Consider the following 19,601-nt stretch of genomic DNA (forward strand, 5'->3'; position numbering starts at 1 on the left):
TTTGATTAATAATGCCTATTCCAATAGTTCCTGTATGCATGAGATGCTATACTATACCTATTCAAAAATTTTACAGGAGGGTTTGGGATGAAGATATTAGCCAGATATAAAGGACTTTTATTAATTGTTAGTACCGTGTTATTCGCCATTATACTTACAGGTTGTGGGGCGCAGTCAAATAATGAGGCAGAGGAGCAGAAACCTGAGAATCAGACTAAACAAAATAGCGAGCAAGATAAGAATTCTGCGCAAGAAAATCCAATGGTCACCATTACAATGGAAAATGATGACAAGATTAAGATTGAATTGTATCCGGATACTGCCCCAAACACCGTCAATAACTTTATTTATTTAGTCGAAAAAGGGTTTTATGATGGATTAACTTTCCACCGCGTTATACCTGACTTCATGATTCAAGGTGGCGACCCTGATGGGAATGGTACAGGCGGACCTGGATATGCGATTAAAGGTGAATTTAGTTCAAATGGTTTTACAAATGACTTAAAACATGAACGAGGTGTTATTTCAATGGCCCGTTCTAAAGAAGCTGATTCAGCGGGATCGCAGTTTTTTATCATGGTAAATAAATCTCCTAATCTTGATGGAGACTATGCTGCATTTGGAAAAGTAGTGGAAGGAATGGATGCAGTTGATGCAATCGTTTCTGTAGAACGAAATGCTGCTGATAAACCGGAAGAAGAACAACGAATGAAGACTGTAAAAGTAGACACTAATGGACATGACTACCCTGATCCAGAGGTTATAAAATAATAATTGGGAAAGGACAGGGTTCAAACTTTCCCTTTGTCCCTAAGACAAGCGCCTGTCTTCGATGCTATTTACAATAGCATTCGAGGGCAGGCGCTACATACATTCTGTTAAAATATTAAGTTCTCTAATTCCCTAGGATATTCCGTGATTAACTGTGTACCTTCATCGGTCAGGACAACCGTATCGGAGTGTCGGAATCCACCAATTTCAGGAATATAAATAGCGGGTTCTACACAGAAAACCATTCCTTCTTGTAACGTAAGATCATTGTCAAAACGTAAGGAAGGTTCCTCATGTAACCCAATTCCTATCCCATGTCCCGTTCTATGGATACTATGTTCCTCTACCCCTGCCTTTTTAAATACTTGACGAGCTGCTTCATTTACCTCTTTGGCAGTTATGCCGACTTTTATTACGTCCAATGCTGCCAATTGAGCCTCAAAAGCCAATTTGAATGAATCTATTTGCTTTGGAGTGGGTTTTCCGATAAAAAAAGTCCTTTCGCACTCGGCTCTATAACCGTTTAATCCCACTTGTCTACTATGAATGATAATATCATTTTCTCCCACTTTTCTCGTATTAGAAAAAACGTGGGGCATGTTAGTACGCGTAAGTCCAGATGGGGACATAGCAAAAAAATCAACGGTAGAATTTGGATATTTTTTTGCTATTTCCGTAAATAAAGCTTGATTACCATATTGATCTATTTCCATTTCAGTTGAGCCTGCTTTTGCATTTTTAAGTGAATGTTCAAGAGCCAAAGAAACTAATCTGCCCGACTCTTTAATTAAATCAATCTCTTCTTGATCTTTAATGTACCTCATCTCAGCAATTTGACGATCAAGGTTCACTAGATTCAATCCAGATTCTTTCAAAATGTTTCCTAACTTAACTGGAAGGGAGGAGAATTCAACCCCAACCCTAGAACCAGGAGGGTATTCTGATATCAAAGCCTTCAAATGTTCAATGTGGGACTTTCCAGCATCACCTTTTATAAATGTTTCATGGTAAATATATAAGTTGTCGGCATTGGATTTTTCTCTTGCATGACTTTCTTCTAATGACGGAATAATTAAACTACTATCTATTGCATTAATACCAAGTACAATAGGTCTTGAGTACGTAATCGCTTTTAATCCACTGAAATAATATTGGTTTTCAAAGTTTATTACAATAGTTAAATCAATCTGTCCCTCTTGCATAATTTCACGTAACTTTTCTACACGTTTATTCGTGTTCATTATTAATCCGCCTCTCTATCTATCATAATTATTTTTTGGAAGTTATTAAAGTAACAATTATTAGGGCCAAAATTGCTACAGGAATTGATATCAAGGAGCTATGAATTCCAAAGGGATTATTTGAGAACTCCCACACTAATGTTACGACAATCCCGGAAATCATGGAGGAAATACCGGCTTGTTTTGTAACTCTTTTCCATAGAAATACTCCTAAAAGTGCTGGGGTGATTCCAGCTCCGTAAACTGTATACGAATACATTTGGATTGATAAGATTGTAGGAAAAAAGGCTGTTAAGACAAAAGCAATTATTCCTAGCAAAGGAATTAATATTCTTGTGAAAATTAATTTTTGTCTATCAGTCGCAGATGGCTTTACGTATTTTCCGTAAATATCATAAGTTACATTTGTTGCAGCGGATAATAAGTAGGAATTACCTGTGGTCACTATGAAAGCAGTTACCGCAGAAATCAACAATCCTCCTACAACAGTAGGTACTATTAAAGTAGTTGCTATTAAAGCCATACCCGGATCGATGTTAGGAAACATAGAACGAGCAGCGTAAGCTAAAATAGCTACAGCTGGTGTGGCTATAATTAAACCAACAATCCAACCAATGGTTCCAGATTTGGTTGATTTATCACTATTAGAAGATGAAATCCGCTGATACATATTCTGATCTCCTAATAACAAAAATAATACGGGAACATAAAACCCTAAAAGCTGTATAGGAGTGAGATTTCCCAACAATTTTGTATGTTCAGTTGGTACATTTGAAGCAATTTGATCGAATCCCCCACTGGCAGATAAAACAATTGGAACAGCTATGATTAACCCTATTAACATTAAAAAAGCACTAAATGCATCGGTTGGTGCTACAGACATTAAGCCTCCAATTGTTGCTAGAAAAATAATAAGGATTGCACCGATAATCGTTCCTAGTTCCACTGATACGCCTGTAGTTACATGTAAGATAAAACCAATTCCCTTAAACTGATAAGAAACTATTCCTACATAAGCAAGAATGATAATAATTGCGGATGATACTCTAGCAGCGGGACCGTATTTGATTTCCAGTATTTCCGAAACAGTATATTTTCCGTAATTCCGGATCTTCGAGGAAATTATATAAAGTACACCTATTCCTATTAAGCTTGGAATTATATACCATACAGCTGGCCATAACCCATGAGAAAAAGCTAATGAGTTTGGTCCACCAGTTACCGTACCACTACCTACCCACGTTGCTAAAAGCGTACCCATTAATACAACTGGTCCTAATGATTTTCCCGCAAGTATAAAATCGTCACTTGTTGTAACTTTTTTTGAGTAAAAAACTCCAAGAATTACTATGAATACTCCATAACCAATTACATACCAAAGTAAATTGATGTTACTGATTACTTCCATATAGAGCACTCCTCTCAAATGATTTTTAATCTACCATAAAAAACTTGAACTTTAACAATAAATTAGCCTGACACTATACTTTGTAATCTGCTTAAGCTATTTTCAAAAGTTATCTTTTTCCATGTACCACCTCGTATATGTTAGTGTTAGTAAACTTTTAATCCGTTACTCCATACTTGATTTCTAATTATTAAAAATCTATATGTTGCATCTATCAGAAATATACCTTGAATCACAATAAACTAGCATGACATTGGAAGATAGGATAGATATAGTTACCATCTTTGATAGGTCGTGCCAGTTTGGTGAGACACTATGAAAACTATGCGATAACCAGGATAATAGTAAAGAACCAAACTAAATGTATTCACAAAGAAGCGTTTTCTAACTAAAAAAAGTGCCTGATCCTCGAAACTAGTTTGAATAGTTTCGAGGGTCAGGCACTAAATGTCACGATTGCATAGACATATATTCCTTTACTTTTTCTCTTAATGCAGTTTTAAGAAATTTACCGACTGACGTTTTTGGTATCTCGTCCATAAAAAGAACATCATCTGGTAACCACCATTTAGCAAATTGCGGTTCCAGAAAACGCATAATATCGTCTTTGGAAACAGTATCATGGTGGCCATCTTTCAATACGACACATGCGATAGGTCGCTCCTGCCATTTAGGATGAGGAACAGAGACAACCGCTGCTTCAAAAACAGATTCGTGTGCCATTAAAGCATTTTCTAAATCCACCGAAGATATCCATTCTCCACCACTTTTAATCAAGTCTTTTGTTCGATCAACAATTTTAACGAATCCTTCTTCATCAACCGTTACTACATCTCCCGTATAAAGCCATCCGTCACGAAATGCTTCTTTACTCCGTTCATCTTTGTAGTACTCATCCGCAATCCAAGGTCCTCGAATAAGAAGCTCACCCATATCCTTCCCATCTTGTTTTGCTTCACCGTTTTCATTTATTACTTTAATTTCAATTCCAGGTACAACCATACCTTGCTTGGAGCGAAATTCCAGTTTTTCTTCTTCAGGAAGATCAGCTTGATAACTTTTTAATCTAGAAATGATGACAAGTGGAGTCGTTTCTGTCATGCCATATGCGTGAACAAATGGAATACCGTATTTTGTTTCAAAGGTTCTTATCATTCCCATTGGTGCTGCTGCTCCACCACAAAGAACGGCGCGCAAACTGTCCGTATGATAATGTTTCCTCTCAAGTTCGTTTAATAATCCTAACCAAATGGTTGGAACTCCCGCTGTAATCGTCACTTTTTCTGATTCAATTAACCCAGCAAGTATTTGCGGTGTTGGATAAGGTCCAGGTAAAACTTGTGTCGACCCTGACCAGGTTGCAGCGAAAGGCATTCCCCAAGCATTCGCATGAAACATCGGTACAACAGGCATGCAAACGTCTGATTCAGAAATTGCTGTCGTATCAGCTAGGCTTGATGCCATACTATGCAGTACTAGACCGCGGTGGGAATAAACAACACCTTTTGGTTTACCAGTCGTGCCCGACGTATAACACATTCCAGCAGGATCTTCTTCAGCAATTTCACTTGAAAATGTATACGTTTCATCTGCCTGATCAATCAGACTTTCATAGGAATAAAACTGTTTAAGAGACGAATCGGGTAAAGTATTCTCATCCGTCATCACAATAAATGCTTCTACTGTTTTCAACTCATCCTTAATATTTTCAAGCAATGGAAGCAAGTCACTGTCAACAAGTAAAACCTTATCTTCAGCGTGGTTAATAATATAGCTAAGATGTTCTTCTGATAAACGAATATTAATCGTATGCAAAACGGCGCCCATTGAAGGAATAGCAAAATATGCCTCCAGATGCCTGTGATGATTCCATGCAAACGTTCCTACTCTGTCACCTTTTTTGACACCAAGCGCCTCAAGTGCACTTGAAAGTGATCGTGTCCGCGCCCCCATTTCTTTATAGGTGAATCGCTGTGTCCCTCCCAACGTACGGGAGATGATTTCTTTCTTCGGAAAATATTTTTCAGCTCGCTCTACCAGAGAAACTAAGGTTAATGGTGTATTCATCATTATAAATTACCCCTTTTCTTTTTTAACGAACTTAGTCTTAAAGAAATCTACTTAAAAATTCCCATCTCCTCCAAAAATTCCGCTGTATGTTCACCTAGTTTCGGGGCATGGGAACGAATATCGCCTGGCGTTTCCGATAGTTTGATTGAATGGCCAATATGTTTTGTTTCACCTAATGTTGCGTGTTTCACTGTCTGGATCATTCCACGCGCGATAACTTGCGGATCTTCTATCATTTCCTCAAAGGATAATACTGGAGATACACAGGCTTCGAAACTTGAAAAAATAGGGAGCCATTCTGCTGCCGTTTTTTTCGATATAATCGTTTGTATTTCATACTTTAACCGATGTTGTTCCTGTAATGACGCTTCTAAAAGTGGGATAAAGTCACTTCTTTCGATCGCAAGACAAAATGCTTTCCAGAACTTTGGCTCAAGGGCGCCGACAGAAAGAAAGCGAGAATCTTTTGTTTCATAAACCGCATAAGCAGCCAGACCTCCCGCTAACAGTTGCTCACCACGATTTGATACCGTATGATGAGATAAATAGTTAGGAAGAACTGTTTGCAACCAGGAAATAACCCCATCCAGCATCGAAATATCGACGAATTGCCCTTTTCCAGACTTTTCTCTTTCCAGAAGTGCTAACAAAATACCCACTGCAGCTGGGAGTGCACCTCCCCCTATGTCTGCTATTTGGGTAGCAGGAATAACTGGTTTTCCCCCTTTTTCCCCCATTAAATTGAGCAATCCTGCATAACTCAAATAATTAATATCATGACCAGGTTTGTTTGCATATGGACCGGTTTGCCCGTAACCCGTTATCGCACAATAAACAAGCTCAGGATTTACTTGTTTCAATTTCTCGTAATCTAGTCCGAGCCGTTCCATCACACCTGGACGAAATGATTCAACCACAACATCCGCTTTTTCAACCATTTCCAGAAAATCTGCTTTCCCTTCTTCTGACTTTAAATTTAAACAGATACTCTGTTTATTACGGTTGAGCGAATGAAACAATACACTGTCATCACCGAGCTTTGGTTCATAATGTCTGGCATAGTCCCCTACTTTAGGATCTTCCACTTTAATAACCTCTGCCCCAAAATCTGCCAGTAACATGGTGCAGTACGGTCCCGGTAATAGTCGCGTTAAATCCAGCACACGTGTGTTTGTTAACGGCAATACAGACCCACCTTTCTATTACCCCCCACTAGATTCATAGAAAATTAATCCAATCTTTCGATGATGGTCGCATTCGCCATCCCATGTCCCTCGCACATCGTCTGGAGCCCGTAGCGTCCGCCCGTCCGTTCAAGCTCATGCAGGAGGGTTACCATTAGTCGCCCACCACTTGCTCCAAGCGGATGACCAAGTGCAATTGCACCGCCGTTTGGATTTAGTTTTTTCGGATCAGCCCCAGTTTCATGCAGCCAAGCCAATGGAACAGACGCAAACGCCTCATTCACTTCAAAAATGTCAATATCCGCTATTGAGAGCCCTGCTTTTTTCAACACTTTTCTCGTTGCAGGTATGGGTCCTGTCAGCATCAGTGTAGGATCGGATCCAACAACAGAGCGAGCAAGAACACGAAACCTTGGCTTTAATCCTAATTCTTCAGCTTTTTCGCGTGACATCAACAGAATCGCTACGGCACCATCACTGATTTGACTTGCATTGCCAGCTGTTACACTTCCATTTTCTCTGAATGCGGCTTTAAGACCACCGAGTTTCTCAAGGCTCGTATTTTCTCTTGGCCCCTCATCCTGGTTAACGGTTGTTTTTGTTCCATCTGAAAGTGTCACCTCTAGTGGCATGATTTCCTTTTCGAAATGTCCTGCTTTTTGAGCCGCAACTGCTTTCGTATGGCTGTCCAATGAAAATTCATCCATTTTCGCACGACTGAAGCCCCATTTATCCGCAATTCGATCAGCAGATAAACCTTGATTAATGATTTCGTATGTTGACGTCAACGCTTCACTTAGCCCAACACCTTGCATATTCGATCCCATTGGCACACGAGACATGTTCTCAATTCCACCCGCAACAACTACATCCATATCCCCACTAATAATGGCCTGGGAAGCAAAATGCACAGCTTGTTGACTGGAACCACATTGACGGTCAATCGTTGTCCCTGGAACTTTCACTGGATAACCTGCTATCAATGCTGCCTGTCTCGCAATATCAAAAGCCTGCTCCCCCACCTGGGAGACACAGCCAAATATGACGTCTTCTACTAATTCGGCTGAGACCCCAGCTCTTTTTAACACTTCTTCCAAAGGCATCGCGCCAAGCTCCTCGGCCCGAGTTCCACTTAAATACCCATTCCGTTTACCCACAGGGGTCCTTACCGCTTCGACAATTACAGCTTCACGCATATCTATCTCCCTTTCTATCAATCAAGTTAAGCCCTCTTATAATCATTCATACTACAATATATACATTTGTACTACACGTTAATACTTCTTCTTCTTTTTGATTCTTAACCATAACTTCAATTGTTAACAAACCTCTTTTTCCATCTGAGCCTTTCTTCTTCTCCACTACCATAAATCGGCCTGATAGTTGATCATTCGGTCGAACTGGCTTCTTCCATCTAATTTTGTCTGCTCCAATACCACCAAGACAATCCGCCCCAAGAACATCCATTTTAATCCATTCTGCCCAGACAACAGCTAGTGTGTGGAATCCAGACGCAATCAATGAATGATAGGGACCTTCTTCAGCAGCACGTTCATCAATATGAAAATATTGTGGATCATATTTCGTTCCAAACTTTAGAAAACTTGGCTTATCGCCAAGCTTTAATGGCGAAAGCCTTAGTTGCACTTATACTGATATCCATTAAAATTATACTTTTTTTATCAGTGCAACGATATCTTCCTTTGTTACAGTAACTGCTTTTGTAATAAATTCCTGACCAATAGAAAACGCATCAAATTTCAATCTAATCGCCTCGATCCATTTATTATAAGGGTCTTATAATAAAGATTGTTGTTTTTGCCACATAATCAATAAACTACGACATTGCGGCAACGTTGTTTCCGCTTCGGGCAGTCGCTTTCCGCGGGAAAAGCGAAGACGATGAGACCCCACAGTGAGCGTTCTTTGCTATGTCTAGCTGCGGCTCCTAGCGCCTCCGCTTTTCGGAAGAGCGAGGAGGCTCAGCTCTAAGGTGCGCGTAGTGTATTTCCGGAGCGGTATGTTATGACACAATTTTTCGTAAGAATTAATTAGCATCAAAACTTACGAAAACAGCCTTTATTAAAGAACTTATAGCCCCATATTTTTCGCAATGATCACTTTCATGATTTCGTTTGAGCCTGCATAAATCGATGAGACCGCTGCATCACGATACCTTCTCGCAATCTCATACTCTTCCATATAGCCATAGCCTCCATGCAGTTGCATACATTCAGCTGCCACTTTTTTTGCTAGATCAGTCGTCCACCATTTCGCCATCGAAACTTCTGTCACGACATCTTTACCTGCCACATGGTCGCCAACTAGACGATCGACAAATGTCCTGCCGATTTGAAATTCAGTTTTCAATTCCGCAAGTTTAAACTGTGTATTTTGAAACTGACTGATTGGTTTGCTAAATGCTTTTCGTTGTTTCACATAATCTATTGTCAGATCCAGCATTCTTTCCGTTCCTGCTATACTTTGAATTGCCACCATTAATCGTTCCTGCTGCAGGTTCTCCATCAGGTAATAAAAACCTTTCCCCTCTTTGCCCAATAAATTCGCTGCAGGAACACGCACATCCTCGAATATCAATTCACATGTATCACTAGCATGCTGACCGACTTTTCGTAACTTTTCACCTTTTGTAAATCCCGGTGTATCCGCTTCAACAACCAGAAGGCTAATCCCCTTATGTGCCGGCTTTACCTGGGTATCTGTTTTACAAACAACGACAACTAAATCAGCGGAATAACCATTTGTAATAAAGGTTTTTTCCCCATTTATCAGATAGTCATCGCCATCTTTCACTGCAGTTGTTTGAATAGCTGCTAGATCTGATCCTGCTCCTGGTTCTGTCATTGCAATCGCAGAAATCAGATCTCCGCTGATTGCTCCGGGGAGCCAAGCCTCTTTCTGGGATTCCGTACCGATGGATGCAATATACGGCATAACAATGTCATTGTGAAGGCCGAGTCCAACCATCGCTGTACCTAGCCGCTCAAATTCTTCATTGATCACAACAGAGTAACCAAAGTCAGCCTGAACCGCACCATATTTTTCATCAGCCCAAGGGCAAAGGAAGCCTTGCTCACCAGCCTTTTTCCAAAAAGATCGAGGAACCTGTTGGTCAATTTCCCATTGATCAAAGTAGGGATATGCTTCCTTTTCCAAAAACTTCCGTAATGAACGACGAAAAATAGCATGTTCTTCACGCAAATACAATCTTTCCATATAAAATCTCCTCTCATTGTTTACCTTGGTTGCATTCTAATTGCACCATCAAGTCGAATAGTTTCCCCGTTTAACATTGGATTTTCGATAATGCTTTGGGTCAACCGGGCATATTCAGACGGATAACCTAACCGTTTTGGAAACGGTGTCATTTCTCCAAGCGCTAGTTTTGTCTGATCTGGTAAGCCTGCAAATAATGGCGTTTCAAATAGTCCTGGGGCAATCGTCATCACCCTAATTCCAAGTGCAGAAAGATCTCGTGCAATCGGCAATGTCATACCAACGATTCCACCTTTTGATGCACTATAAGCAACCTGACCAATTTGTCCCTCAAATGCAGCAACGGAAGCCGTATTAATAATGACACCGCGCTCATTATTTTCATTAGGTTCATTTTCAGCCATTTTTTCTGCAGTGAGACGGATCACATTAAATGTACCAATTAAATTAACCTGAATAACCTTTGAAAAAGAAGAAAGATCATGTTTCCCCTTCTTACCGAAAGTTTTTTCAGCTATGCCAATGCCTGCACAATTGATGAGAGCATGAATGTTACCAAACAGTTCAACAACTTTGTCCAATGCTGCTTGAACGCTTGATTCATCTGTTACATCTGTTTGAATAAACTGTACGCTTTCGCCTAGATCTTTTGCTAGTTTTATTCCCTTTTCTTCTGCCAGATCCAAAATGATAGCCTTACCACCCTTTGAAATTACTTCTCTAACCGTAGCTTCACCTAATCCAGATGCTCCCCCTGTAACGACCGCAACATTGTCTTCAATTTTCATTATGCTCTCCTCCATACATCGTTTTACTTCTTGATAAGGATGTGTAACAGATAGTCAGAAATGGATTCGGCAATCTCTGTTTTATCTTTTTTTCCACTTTCCGAATACCACTGAGTAACCCAGTTCATGGCACCTAATATAATATTTCTCACTATTTTCACATCCACTGAACCAAATACATTCTCCTTTATCCCTTCCAAGATCAACTGATCAAAAGATTTTCCATAATCATCCCTCAGCCGTAGAATTTCCCCCTTCTGCTTTGTGGAAAAAAATTGTTCCAGCTTTACCATCATTTCAAAACCACTTCGTTCACAAAGTAGATATTCGATATGACCAATCATAGCCATTCGCAACTTTTCAGTCACCAGCAAATCCTGACAAAGAATAGCTTCTACATTTTCAATACTTCGTCCCAGGAGCATTACTTGACTCTGATACAACAAATCCTGTTTATCTTTAAAATAATAATAAACAGACCCTTTTGTCATCAAAAGCTTGGATGCAATCTCTTCTATCGTGGTGCCATGGTATCCTTTTTCCGATAAAACACGAACCGCTGTCCTCAAGATATCTTCTTTTTTCTTAGCTGTTTTCCTTTCTCGTAAGGACATTACTGCTCACTTCTTTCTCTATGTAACCTATATTAAACTTAGTTATTATTCTAACTATTCATTTTTTAACTGTCAAGTCAGTTTTCTGAAATTTATAATAAATAATAAGGGGCTGTGGTCGCTTAAAACTAAAGATCCTACACAGACTGCCTTTATCAAAACGCGGTAGCCAAAATCCTGTAGCTTAAGCCACAGGAAAATAACTGAAATGGGGCTTTAGCATACGTGTTATGACAAAGGAGTTAGCAGCCAGAGGAAAACAGCACAAATTCCTTCTCGTACTTTCAGACGGCGATCCGGTTGTTATGAATTATGGCCAAAATGGCATTAGCGAGATGAATACCGCTGTATTGGCGGCACAAAAAAAGGTCGTTGGGATGTTTTTAGCAGATGGAGAGAGCGAAGAAAGATCAGATTAAATAATAAAAATATATGGGATGGAACGCTTAATGAATTCAAGTCTTGCCAAACTGCTTGAGCATTTCATGGCGCTTTGTAGAAATTACTTCGGATGATTTTTTTCTCGCTGTACCCACAGTTAAATCGGCTATTTCAGGAGGCAATCGGAGAAGTGTCTGTGACGGCGGGTGAGATAGTTTCTTCACGACAAAACTATTCATTTTACCTTACAATTGACATGCTTGATTAAATATAAGTGCCTGGCGCCCGAGAGTTGTCCTGGGTACCAGGCTAAAAATAAATTAATTTTTTTTATTATAAACCTTAAGTTAATTTTAACCATTCACTCACTAATTTTTTATTCATATTAAATTCAACCAACTTATTAATTCTTATTCCTTATAAAATACTATTCTAAAGGAAATCCTTTTGTATTTAGAAACGACTTCATATCTAGTCTTCTTGGGTGTTTTCGTTTATTTATCATAACATCAGACCAAGTCATCCCAGTACGTTTTCCACTTTTTCTATTCGTATAATGTTCTTTCATTAATTGATCATATTTTTCGATAGCTCCATATGTTTCGTTGAATTTTGGATATTCATTTTCGAAAAAGATTGCGTCAACTGGTAGTCGAGGTTTCTTATCGGGTCTTTCACTTTTATAAGGATATCCTATACACATACCAAATACTGGATACGTACGGTAAGGAAGATTTAATAATTTAGTGACTTCTACCGGGTTATTCCTTATTCCTCCTGTAAAAACAATTCCATATCCCAAAGACTCAGCCGAAATTGCTGAAGTTTGTGCAGCTAATGCAGCATCTACCGTCGCAACAATAAACATTTCTGTGCTATCTAATGACTCCTCCATATTTTCATTGGACCGTTTAGCTATCATGTCCATCCTATGAAGATCAGCGCAAAAAATAAAGAAATGAGAACTGTTCACTACCTGCTGCTGATTACCAGCATATTCCGAAAGTTTCTTTCTTTTATTAGGTGAAGTAACATTTATAATTGAATATGCTTGTCCATGGCTTGAGGAAGATGCTGCCTGTGTAGCCGATATAATTTTTCTTATATCCTCATTTGGTACTTTACTATCTGAAAATTTTCTAATTGATCGATGATTTTCTATAATTGATAATAAATCTAAATTTTTATAGTTAGCAAATTCCATACAACACCTCCAGAAAAATATCGACTAGGTTATTTTCTAGTAATTAAATGATGGACTTTTAAGTTTGCATTGAAAAGGGATTACGATTATCGTCTGATAGGTTAATCATTACGTTTTTTATATGAGTATATTCGTATAGAGTATGCCAGCTTCTCTCTCTCCCATAACCACTTTGCTTAGTGCCGCCAAAGGGTGTACCAACAGCCGAAGTACGATACGTGTTTACCCAAACATTCCCAGCCTCGATTTGTTGTGCGGTTCGATGAGCTTTCTTAATATCTCTTGTCCAAATTCCAGCTGCTAGACCATATGCTGAATCATTAGCTAGTTCAATCGCTTCACCTACAGTGTCGAAAGGTATTATTGTTAAAACAGGTCCGAAAACTTCTTCACGGGCAATAGTTAATTTAGGATCTTCTGTATAAAAAATAGTCGGTTTAATAAAATAACCTTCAAGTTCCATACCATCAGGAGCACCACCGCCGCTGAGAAGTTCTGCTCCTTCTTTTTTAGCTAGATCAATCATCGAGATAATTTTATCGTATTGTACACTGTTTGCAACAGGACCCATTTGAGTTAAAGGGTTTAATGGATCACCCAACTTAATTTTCTCAGTTTTTTCTACTAACACTTTTTTGGCTTTCTCTAGAATGGGGCGTTGAACAAGTAATCTTGAACCAGCAATACAGGTTTGACCCGAAGCACCAAAGACACCTGCTATAGCTCCAGTAATAGCTTCCTCAATATCCGCATCTTCAAAAATAATATTAGGTGATTTCCCACCAAGTTCAAGAGTGACTGGTATTAACTTTTCACTAACTGCTCTAGAAATAATCTTTGCAGTTTGAGTACCACCTGTGAAGCTAACTTTTCCAACTAATGGGTGACGAATAAGCGTATCTCCAGTTTTTCCGTCTCCTGTGACTATATTAACCACACCTGGAGGAAATCCAGCTTTTTCTATTAACTTAGCAAATTCAAGGGTCGAGGCACTTGCATGCTCTGATGGCTTTACTACAACAGCGTTTCCCGTCGCTAATGCTGGAGCTAGTTTATTAGCTAGTAAAGGTAATGGAGAGTTCCAAGCTGTTATGAGAGCAATTACGCCTATGGGCTCCATACTAGTATAGTCAAGTAGTTCTTTGTTATCTAGGGGGATCATATCCCCTAATAGCTTATCAGCATAACCTGCAAAATAACGATAATTCCTTGCGGTGAATAATACTTGACTTTTTGTTTCTGTTATAATTTTTCCATTATCTTTTGATTCAATCGCAGCTAAATGATCAACATTTTCTTCGATAAGATCTGCTAAACGATGAAGAAGCGTAGCTCTTTCAAGGCCATTTGTTTGTTTCCATTGTTTAAACGCTTTAAATGCGACTTCAACAGAATCAAGAATTTCATCATCTGAAAAAAGAGGTATTTGAGCCCATTCCTTCTGATTAACTGGATTGTATGAAGGTAAGAAACGTTTACTTAAACTCGTTTTCCATTCTCCTCCTATAAATGCTTTATATGTTTTCATATGCGCCTCCATTTCTAACTTTACATTTCTCTGTTGTATTTCTATTTATCTATTAAAGATCACGTATTGCTTTAAACTGAGCATGATAAGAATCAGCATCGATTTTGGCTTCAATTATATTAGGCATTTGATTTCTTGATGCCAGCGCTTCTTTAATCGCAATTCTTAGTTCATCCTCTGTTTTTGCAGTCCAACCATTTGCCCCAAAGCTTTCGGCGAAAGTTACATAATTAGGTGGCCTAAACCCATTACCTGAAGTTTTCTCGTAACCCTTACTTTTTTGTTTTACATCCATCAAGCTTAACCGTTGGTCAGAGAAGATTATATTAATAATTGGCCACTTGTTTTGAACCGCTGTAGCAATATCAGGAAGTCTCATCATAAAACCACCATCCCCTGTAAGAGAAGCGACTGTTTTATTTGGGAAAAGATGTTGAAGTGCCATCGCAGATGGAAGAGCAAACCCCATTGTAGCTAACCCGTTTGACATAAAAAAACTTCTAGGATAAACCGAATTCCATAATTGTGTCACTAATAATTTACTTGCACCTACGTCACATGTCATTAAAGTATCTGGAGGGAGCGACTCCTGAGAAATCTCTATAACTCGATTAGCAGATAGCCCATCGGTTTTAAAACTAAGTTTCTCAATAACCTGCTTTTTATAATCTGCTACCTCTTCTTTTGTCCAGTGGCTGTTACTTTCTGTTAGAGAATGATGGATTGCTTCAAGCCCGTTTTCAAGACTTCCTATTACCTCTATTTCCGAATGATACATTTCCTCATTGTTAGGTACTTCGCTAATTGAAACTATTTTTTGTGGATATATCCATTTTTTAGGCAATAATTCAACAGGATCAAGACCAACTGCAATAATTAAGTCACACTTTTCAAAAATGGAAGCTTCCAATTTTCCACCCATAAAAAGTCCAAACGAAAGTTCGTGCTCATCGGAAACTGCGCCTTTTGCCTTCCCTGTTTTTAAAATAGGTATGTTCCACTTAGACACCAAATTTTCGAGAAGAGAATATTGATTACCTGCTCCAAAATTAACACCTAATCCCGCGATAATTATCGGGTATTCCGCCTGTTCTATTTCCTTTGCTGCCCTTGCAACATATTTCTTATCTGGGGTTAATTGATAAGAATTTATCGAAGCAGCCTGGATATCCTGATTTATTTCTTTGTTCACAATGTCATTTGGTACGTCAAAATGGACCGGCCCATAATTAGGTGTTGTTGCTACCTTAAAACCTCTATTTAACATAGAGTTCCAATTAGTTACTGATAGAGAGGTAGATAGTTTTGTAAGTGGTTTAAACGAATCAGTGTGAGAAATCTTTTGACGCAAAGCGTAGTCAACATTTTCATTTCCATATCTATCCGTCAAAGCAATTAGTGGTGCTCTATCTAACAAAGAATATGCAAGTCCTGGACTTAGAGACAAAGCCCCAGGTCCAAGGTCAGCGACACATACACCCGGTACTCCTTTGATTTCTCCAACTACACTTGCCATAATAGCAGCTGTAGTTTCATGCTGTGTTAGGATGAAATTCAATCCATTTTCATCCATATTACAAAGCAAATCACTTGATGTTCCACCACCAGGGATACCAAATACAGTTTCTACCCCAGAAGCTTTCAATTTTTGGACAACAGCTTCTCCTAGTTTCATAATAAATCCTCCTATTTTCCTCTTAAACCTGGACTTTTTCTAATAAACTTTTTTGTTACTTAATTAATATAACAGTCAAAAATAAGCGCTTACATATACGCTTGTTCCAATTTATTATGAATCTGTATGGTATTAATTTCTTATTAAAACTTACGAGTTGAAACGACGACACCATCACTATCAGCATATACATAGTTACCTGGAGTCCAGTTTATTCCTCCGAAATATAAAATAACATCTTTTTCCCCGGCATTCTTTTTATTGGCTTTGTGGCGACTAGGGCAAGGGTGAGTTCCTAATGCCAATACACCCATGTCTAATTTTGAAATACCTTCAACATCACGAATATATCCATTTATAATAATTCCATTTATACCTCGATCAGCGGCTATTCCAGCTTTTCTGTCTCCCATCCAAGCACATGGAAGTCTTAATACCCCATCTAAAACGATAACTGAACCTGGTTCAGCAGTCTCAATTGCTTCCATAAAGCAAGCATTATTATTTTCTGAAATTTTAACAGTGGTAACTGGTCCTGAAAAATTCTTTTTGCCACCATATGATTTAAACTTTGCTTCTGAAACATTTAAATCACTAAAATATTCATCACATAGATCTGCAGTTTTCATATAAATTTCTCCTTTTTAATAAAACCAAATTAAAAAATGTGCAAAACCAATTCAAAATAATTTCTAGTAATATACTAATGAACCTTTGCTTGAATCTAGAATACTAATTTGTAACTGAAATTAATTGGTACAAAAATACTAGAAATTAATTCTAATTAGTTGTACTATTATGATAAGTTAGTTATCCAAGTTTTAGAAATACTTATATGTTATCGTCTATAATAACTACTTTTTATAATAGTCCTTTTACAATCAAAAGTTACGAAAAAAATAGAGGAATAAATAGGACTGAGGTGAGATAATGGACGAGAAGGATTGGCATATGCTGAAGGCGCTCTATGAAGAAAGTAGTATTACTAAGGCATCAGAAGTACTTTACGTCTCACAACCTGCTTTAACAAAACGGATCAAGCAAATTGAAAATGATTTTAAAGTGAAAATCATTTCTAGAAGTAGTAAAGGAATTCGTTTTACTTTAGAAGGGGAATATTTAGTTAACTTTTCAATAGAAATGTTAAATTACATGCAAAAAACAAGAGACACTTTGATCAATATGGCTAGTAATACTGTGGAAGGCACCTTGAGATTAGGAGTATCAATTAATTTCGCTTATAATCATTTACCTCTCATTATAAAGCAGTTTTCAAAACGCTTCCCTAAAGTAAAGACACACATTACAACTGGCTACAGCTCAGAGATTATTAAAATGTTTCAAGCAGAGAAGATACAAGTAGCAATTGTCAGAGGTGATTTTCAATGGAATGGACCTAAAAGACATATAATGTCTGAAAATATTTGTCTCGTTTCCAAAGAAAAAATTGATGTAAAACTTTTACCTGATTTACCACGTATCGACTATAAAACAGACCCTTTATTAAAACGGCAATTAGATGACTGGTGGAAAGCTAAGTATACAAATCCCCCATTAATTGCTATGGAAGTAGATAATAGCCAAACATGCGTTGGAATGATATCACAAGGCTTAGGTTATGCAATCTTGCCAAGATTTAGTTTAGGAGATAATAAGGACCTGTATATAGAAAATTTAATTAAAAAAGACCGTAAGCTATTAAACCGAGACACTTGGATAATACACCATGAAAAAGATATAGAGTTATCTACTGTAAGAAAGTTTGTAGAATTTATGGAGAATATTTAAATCATAACTTTGAAATGATAGGATAGATAAAGAAAAATTTTATTATGTCCAATTTCTCAAAGGAAAATTTAAATTACTAGTCATTGGCTCTACTAATTTTATTTACCCATTAAAATAAGGCGTTTCATAGTCAATTTCATCTTATCTTTGAAACGGCTTATTTGGGTGCCTAATGTTCCTACGCAAAAAGGTGTTACCTCCAAGTCTTCTCTATCTGTAACACAGGGAAGACTCCCAGCGTTTGATATGCTACAAATATAGCTTGTCAGCTTCTAAGAATATAGATGAACCCTCACATCGTTAAATTACTTCAACGGTTGATCAACAGGAGATTTACAATGATGTAACCAATGAGCACAGACCGGGTTATCTGATAAACAGAACTATGTAGCGACGAACTTCCATTACTGTTCTATCATATATGTCGAATTTATTCCTATAATGAAAAATCTAATAAAACGCTTAATGATAATCTTAATACCAATTTGAATTCTGATTATTTTAGTTTAGGACTTCTCCATTACCTTAGAGTAGAGTCATTTATATTCGATTGTTTATCCTTTTTATTTAATCCCATCGAAAAAAAGGCACCGAACCCTAATAATAGTGCTTCAATAGTAAATATTGCACCGAACCCTGTTAAACTGCTAATTCCTGCAAAGATTATCGGGGATATTACTTGGGATAATCTATTACCTGCTAACCTCAATCCTAAAATTTCGCCAGTATGATTTTTCGGGGCAAACTTGTATGATAAAATAATTGTTAGTGGTTGCGCCATACCTAAACCAGCCCCAAGTATTATTGCCATAACAATAACCAATATAATATAATCGAAAAAAGGAATGAAACAATAAGCTACAGATCCTATTAACATAAAAACGGAAAGAATTTTAACCCTTCCAAACCTATTAGTTACTATTGGCAAAGTTAATCTTGCAACAACACTTGCCATTGATTGAAACATTAAAATTAAACCAATTTGTGACGGGCTAAAGCCCAAGGAACTTGCGTACAAGGGATAATAAACATAAAACAAATCTAAGGCGGCTAAATTTATCATACTTACAAAAATGATTCGTTTTAAACCCTTAATGGATAACAATTCTTTCGTTTCTAAATTCTGTATATCCCTTTTGACATTCTTATCCCTTTTTTGATAAATTAATAGCCCTAATATGAGTGAAACAATTGAAACAAATGATAGAATTAGATATGACTCTTTAAACCCTATGTGCTCAGTTATATATCCTCCAACAAGTGGACCAATCATTGTTCCAATTGACGCAAATAAACTAAAAGTCCCTATTGCTTTGTCCTGCTTCAAAACAGAAACTGAACGCGCTACTCCATTTTGAATTGATACAAGCGCCAAAAACTGAGAACCACCAAGTAAAAATAACGCTATATACAGCACAAATAGTTTAGGGAGTAGGTAAGGGAGCGTTAATGCAATAGCTATCCCTATAGAACCTATTATTAAAGGTATTTTCTCCCCAAATTTATCAATAAATCTTCCAGTGATGATAGCAATAAATAAGGGCATTATGGAGTAAAAGGCAGTAATTACACCAATCTCCATCATAGAAGCCCCCATTCGTTCTGCAAATAGTGAGGTCATTGGTCTCGCCGCAGAAACCGGGATTAAAATAAATATAATCGAAAATAAAAACAGGAAGTAATTTTTCATTTTCAAAACCTCTCAATTTGAA

General features: G+C 37.7%; 17 protein-coding genes. 3 read left to right on the forward strand and 14 right to left on the reverse strand.

The features are described from left to right. The first annotated feature begins 87 nt into the window (after nt 1–87). Nucleotides 88–771: a peptidylprolyl isomerase gene (locus AC3G7N_RS11385; protein ID WP_489422272.1), complete on the forward strand. Its 684-nt coding sequence runs from the start codon at nt 88–90 to the stop codon at nt 769–771. 107 nt (nt 772–878) lie between these two features. Here the strand turns inward: AC3G7N_RS11385 and AC3G7N_RS11390 are convergent, their stop codons facing one another. The 9 genes from AC3G7N_RS11390 to AC3G7N_RS11430 all read right to left on the reverse strand — a co-directional run bounded on the left by AC3G7N_RS11390 (nt 879) and on the right by AC3G7N_RS11430 (nt 11,313). After that, nucleotides 879–2,012: a M24 family metallopeptidase gene (locus AC3G7N_RS11390; RefSeq protein WP_489422273.1), complete on the reverse strand. Its 1,134-nt coding sequence runs from the start codon at nt 2,010–2,012 to the stop codon at nt 879–881. 28 nt (nt 2,013–2,040) lie between these two features. After that, complete coding sequence (locus tag AC3G7N_RS11395) at nt 2,041–3,420, reverse strand: sodium:solute symporter family protein (RefSeq protein WP_489422274.1); 1,380 nt, start codon at nt 3,418–3,420, stop codon at nt 2,041–2,043. Between the two features lie 450 nt (nt 3,421–3,870). Beyond that, nucleotides 3,871–5,490 (reverse strand): long-chain fatty acid--CoA ligase, encoded by a 1,620-nt coding sequence (locus AC3G7N_RS11400; protein ID WP_489422275.1) that lies wholly within the window; start codon nt 5,488–5,490, stop codon nt 3,871–3,873. Nucleotides 5,491–5,537: 47 nt separating this feature from the next. After that, nucleotides 5,538–6,674 (reverse strand): CaiB/BaiF CoA transferase family protein, encoded by a 1,137-nt coding sequence (locus AC3G7N_RS11405; protein WP_489422276.1) that lies wholly within the window; start codon nt 6,672–6,674, stop codon nt 5,538–5,540. Between the two features lie 44 nt (nt 6,675–6,718). Next, nucleotides 6,719–7,870: a thiolase family protein gene (locus AC3G7N_RS11410; protein WP_489422277.1), complete on the reverse strand. Its 1,152-nt coding sequence runs from the start codon at nt 7,868–7,870 to the stop codon at nt 6,719–6,721. A 46-nt stretch (nt 7,871–7,916) separates the two neighbouring features. Next, nucleotides 7,917–8,321, reverse strand: a complete 405-nt coding sequence (locus AC3G7N_RS11415; protein WP_489422278.1) for a MaoC/PaaZ C-terminal domain-containing protein — start codon at nt 8,319–8,321, stop codon at nt 7,917–7,919. Between the two features lie 444 nt (nt 8,322–8,765). Further along, a complete protein-coding gene (locus tag AC3G7N_RS11420; RefSeq protein WP_489422279.1) occupies nt 8,766–9,911 on the reverse strand; it encodes an acyl-CoA dehydrogenase family protein in 1,146 nt (381 codons plus the stop codon). 20 nt (nt 9,912–9,931) lie between these two features. Continuing rightward, the gene (locus AC3G7N_RS11425; protein WP_489422280.1) at nt 9,932–10,699 is read right to left on the reverse strand and encodes a 3-hydroxyacyl-CoA dehydrogenase; all 768 of its coding nucleotides are present in this window, start codon (nt 10,697–10,699) and stop codon (nt 9,932–9,934) included. Nucleotides 10,700–10,722: 23 nt separating this feature from the next. Next, entirely contained in the window at nt 10,723–11,313 is a 591-nt protein-coding gene (locus tag AC3G7N_RS11430; protein ID WP_489422281.1) for a TetR/AcrR family transcriptional regulator, read from the reverse strand. 230 nt (nt 11,314–11,543) lie between these two features. On the opposite strand from AC3G7N_RS11430, the gene AC3G7N_RS11435 reads away from it, so the two are divergent. After that, entirely contained in the window at nt 11,544–11,732 is a 189-nt protein-coding gene (locus AC3G7N_RS11435) for a vWA domain-containing protein (protein ID WP_489422282.1), read from the forward strand. A 389-nt stretch (nt 11,733–12,121) separates the two neighbouring features. Here the strand turns inward: AC3G7N_RS11435 and nfsA are convergent, their stop codons facing one another. The 4 genes from nfsA to rraA all read right to left on the reverse strand — a co-directional run bounded on the left by nfsA (nt 12,122) and on the right by rraA (nt 16,730). Continuing rightward, nucleotides 12,122–12,898 (reverse strand): oxygen-insensitive NADPH nitroreductase, encoded by a 777-nt coding sequence (gene nfsA, locus AC3G7N_RS11440; protein WP_489422283.1) that lies wholly within the window; start codon nt 12,896–12,898, stop codon nt 12,122–12,124. A 58-nt stretch (nt 12,899–12,956) separates the two neighbouring features. Next, the gene (locus AC3G7N_RS11445; RefSeq protein WP_489422284.1) at nt 12,957–14,426 is read right to left on the reverse strand and encodes an aldehyde dehydrogenase; all 1,470 of its coding nucleotides are present in this window, start codon (nt 14,424–14,426) and stop codon (nt 12,957–12,959) included. A gap of 52 nt (nt 14,427–14,478) precedes the next feature. Continuing rightward, nucleotides 14,479–16,101 carry a thiamine pyrophosphate-binding protein gene (locus AC3G7N_RS11450; RefSeq protein WP_489422285.1) on the reverse strand — a complete coding sequence of 541 codons (1,623 nt, stop codon included), beginning with the start codon at nt 16,099–16,101 and terminating at the stop codon, nt 14,479–14,481. Between the two features lie 143 nt (nt 16,102–16,244). After that, on the reverse strand, nt 16,245–16,730 hold the full coding sequence (gene rraA, locus AC3G7N_RS11455; RefSeq protein WP_489422286.1) for a ribonuclease E activity regulator RraA: 486 nt from the start codon (nt 16,728–16,730) through the stop codon (nt 16,245–16,247). A gap of 301 nt (nt 16,731–17,031) precedes the next feature. On the opposite strand from rraA, the gene AC3G7N_RS11460 reads away from it, so the two are divergent. Further along, nucleotides 17,032–17,889, forward strand: coding sequence for a LysR family transcriptional regulator (locus AC3G7N_RS11460; protein ID WP_489422287.1), 858 nt, complete (start codon nt 17,032–17,034; stop codon nt 17,887–17,889). A 520-nt stretch (nt 17,890–18,409) separates the two neighbouring features. Here AC3G7N_RS11460 and AC3G7N_RS11465 read toward each other — a convergent pair. Further along, entirely contained in the window at nt 18,410–19,579 is a 1,170-nt protein-coding gene (locus tag AC3G7N_RS11465; protein ID WP_489422288.1) for an MFS transporter, read from the reverse strand. Nucleotides 19,580–19,601 lie beyond the last annotated feature (22 nt).

The sequence above is a fragment of the Virgibacillus carmonensis genome (genome assembly GCF_057836705.1).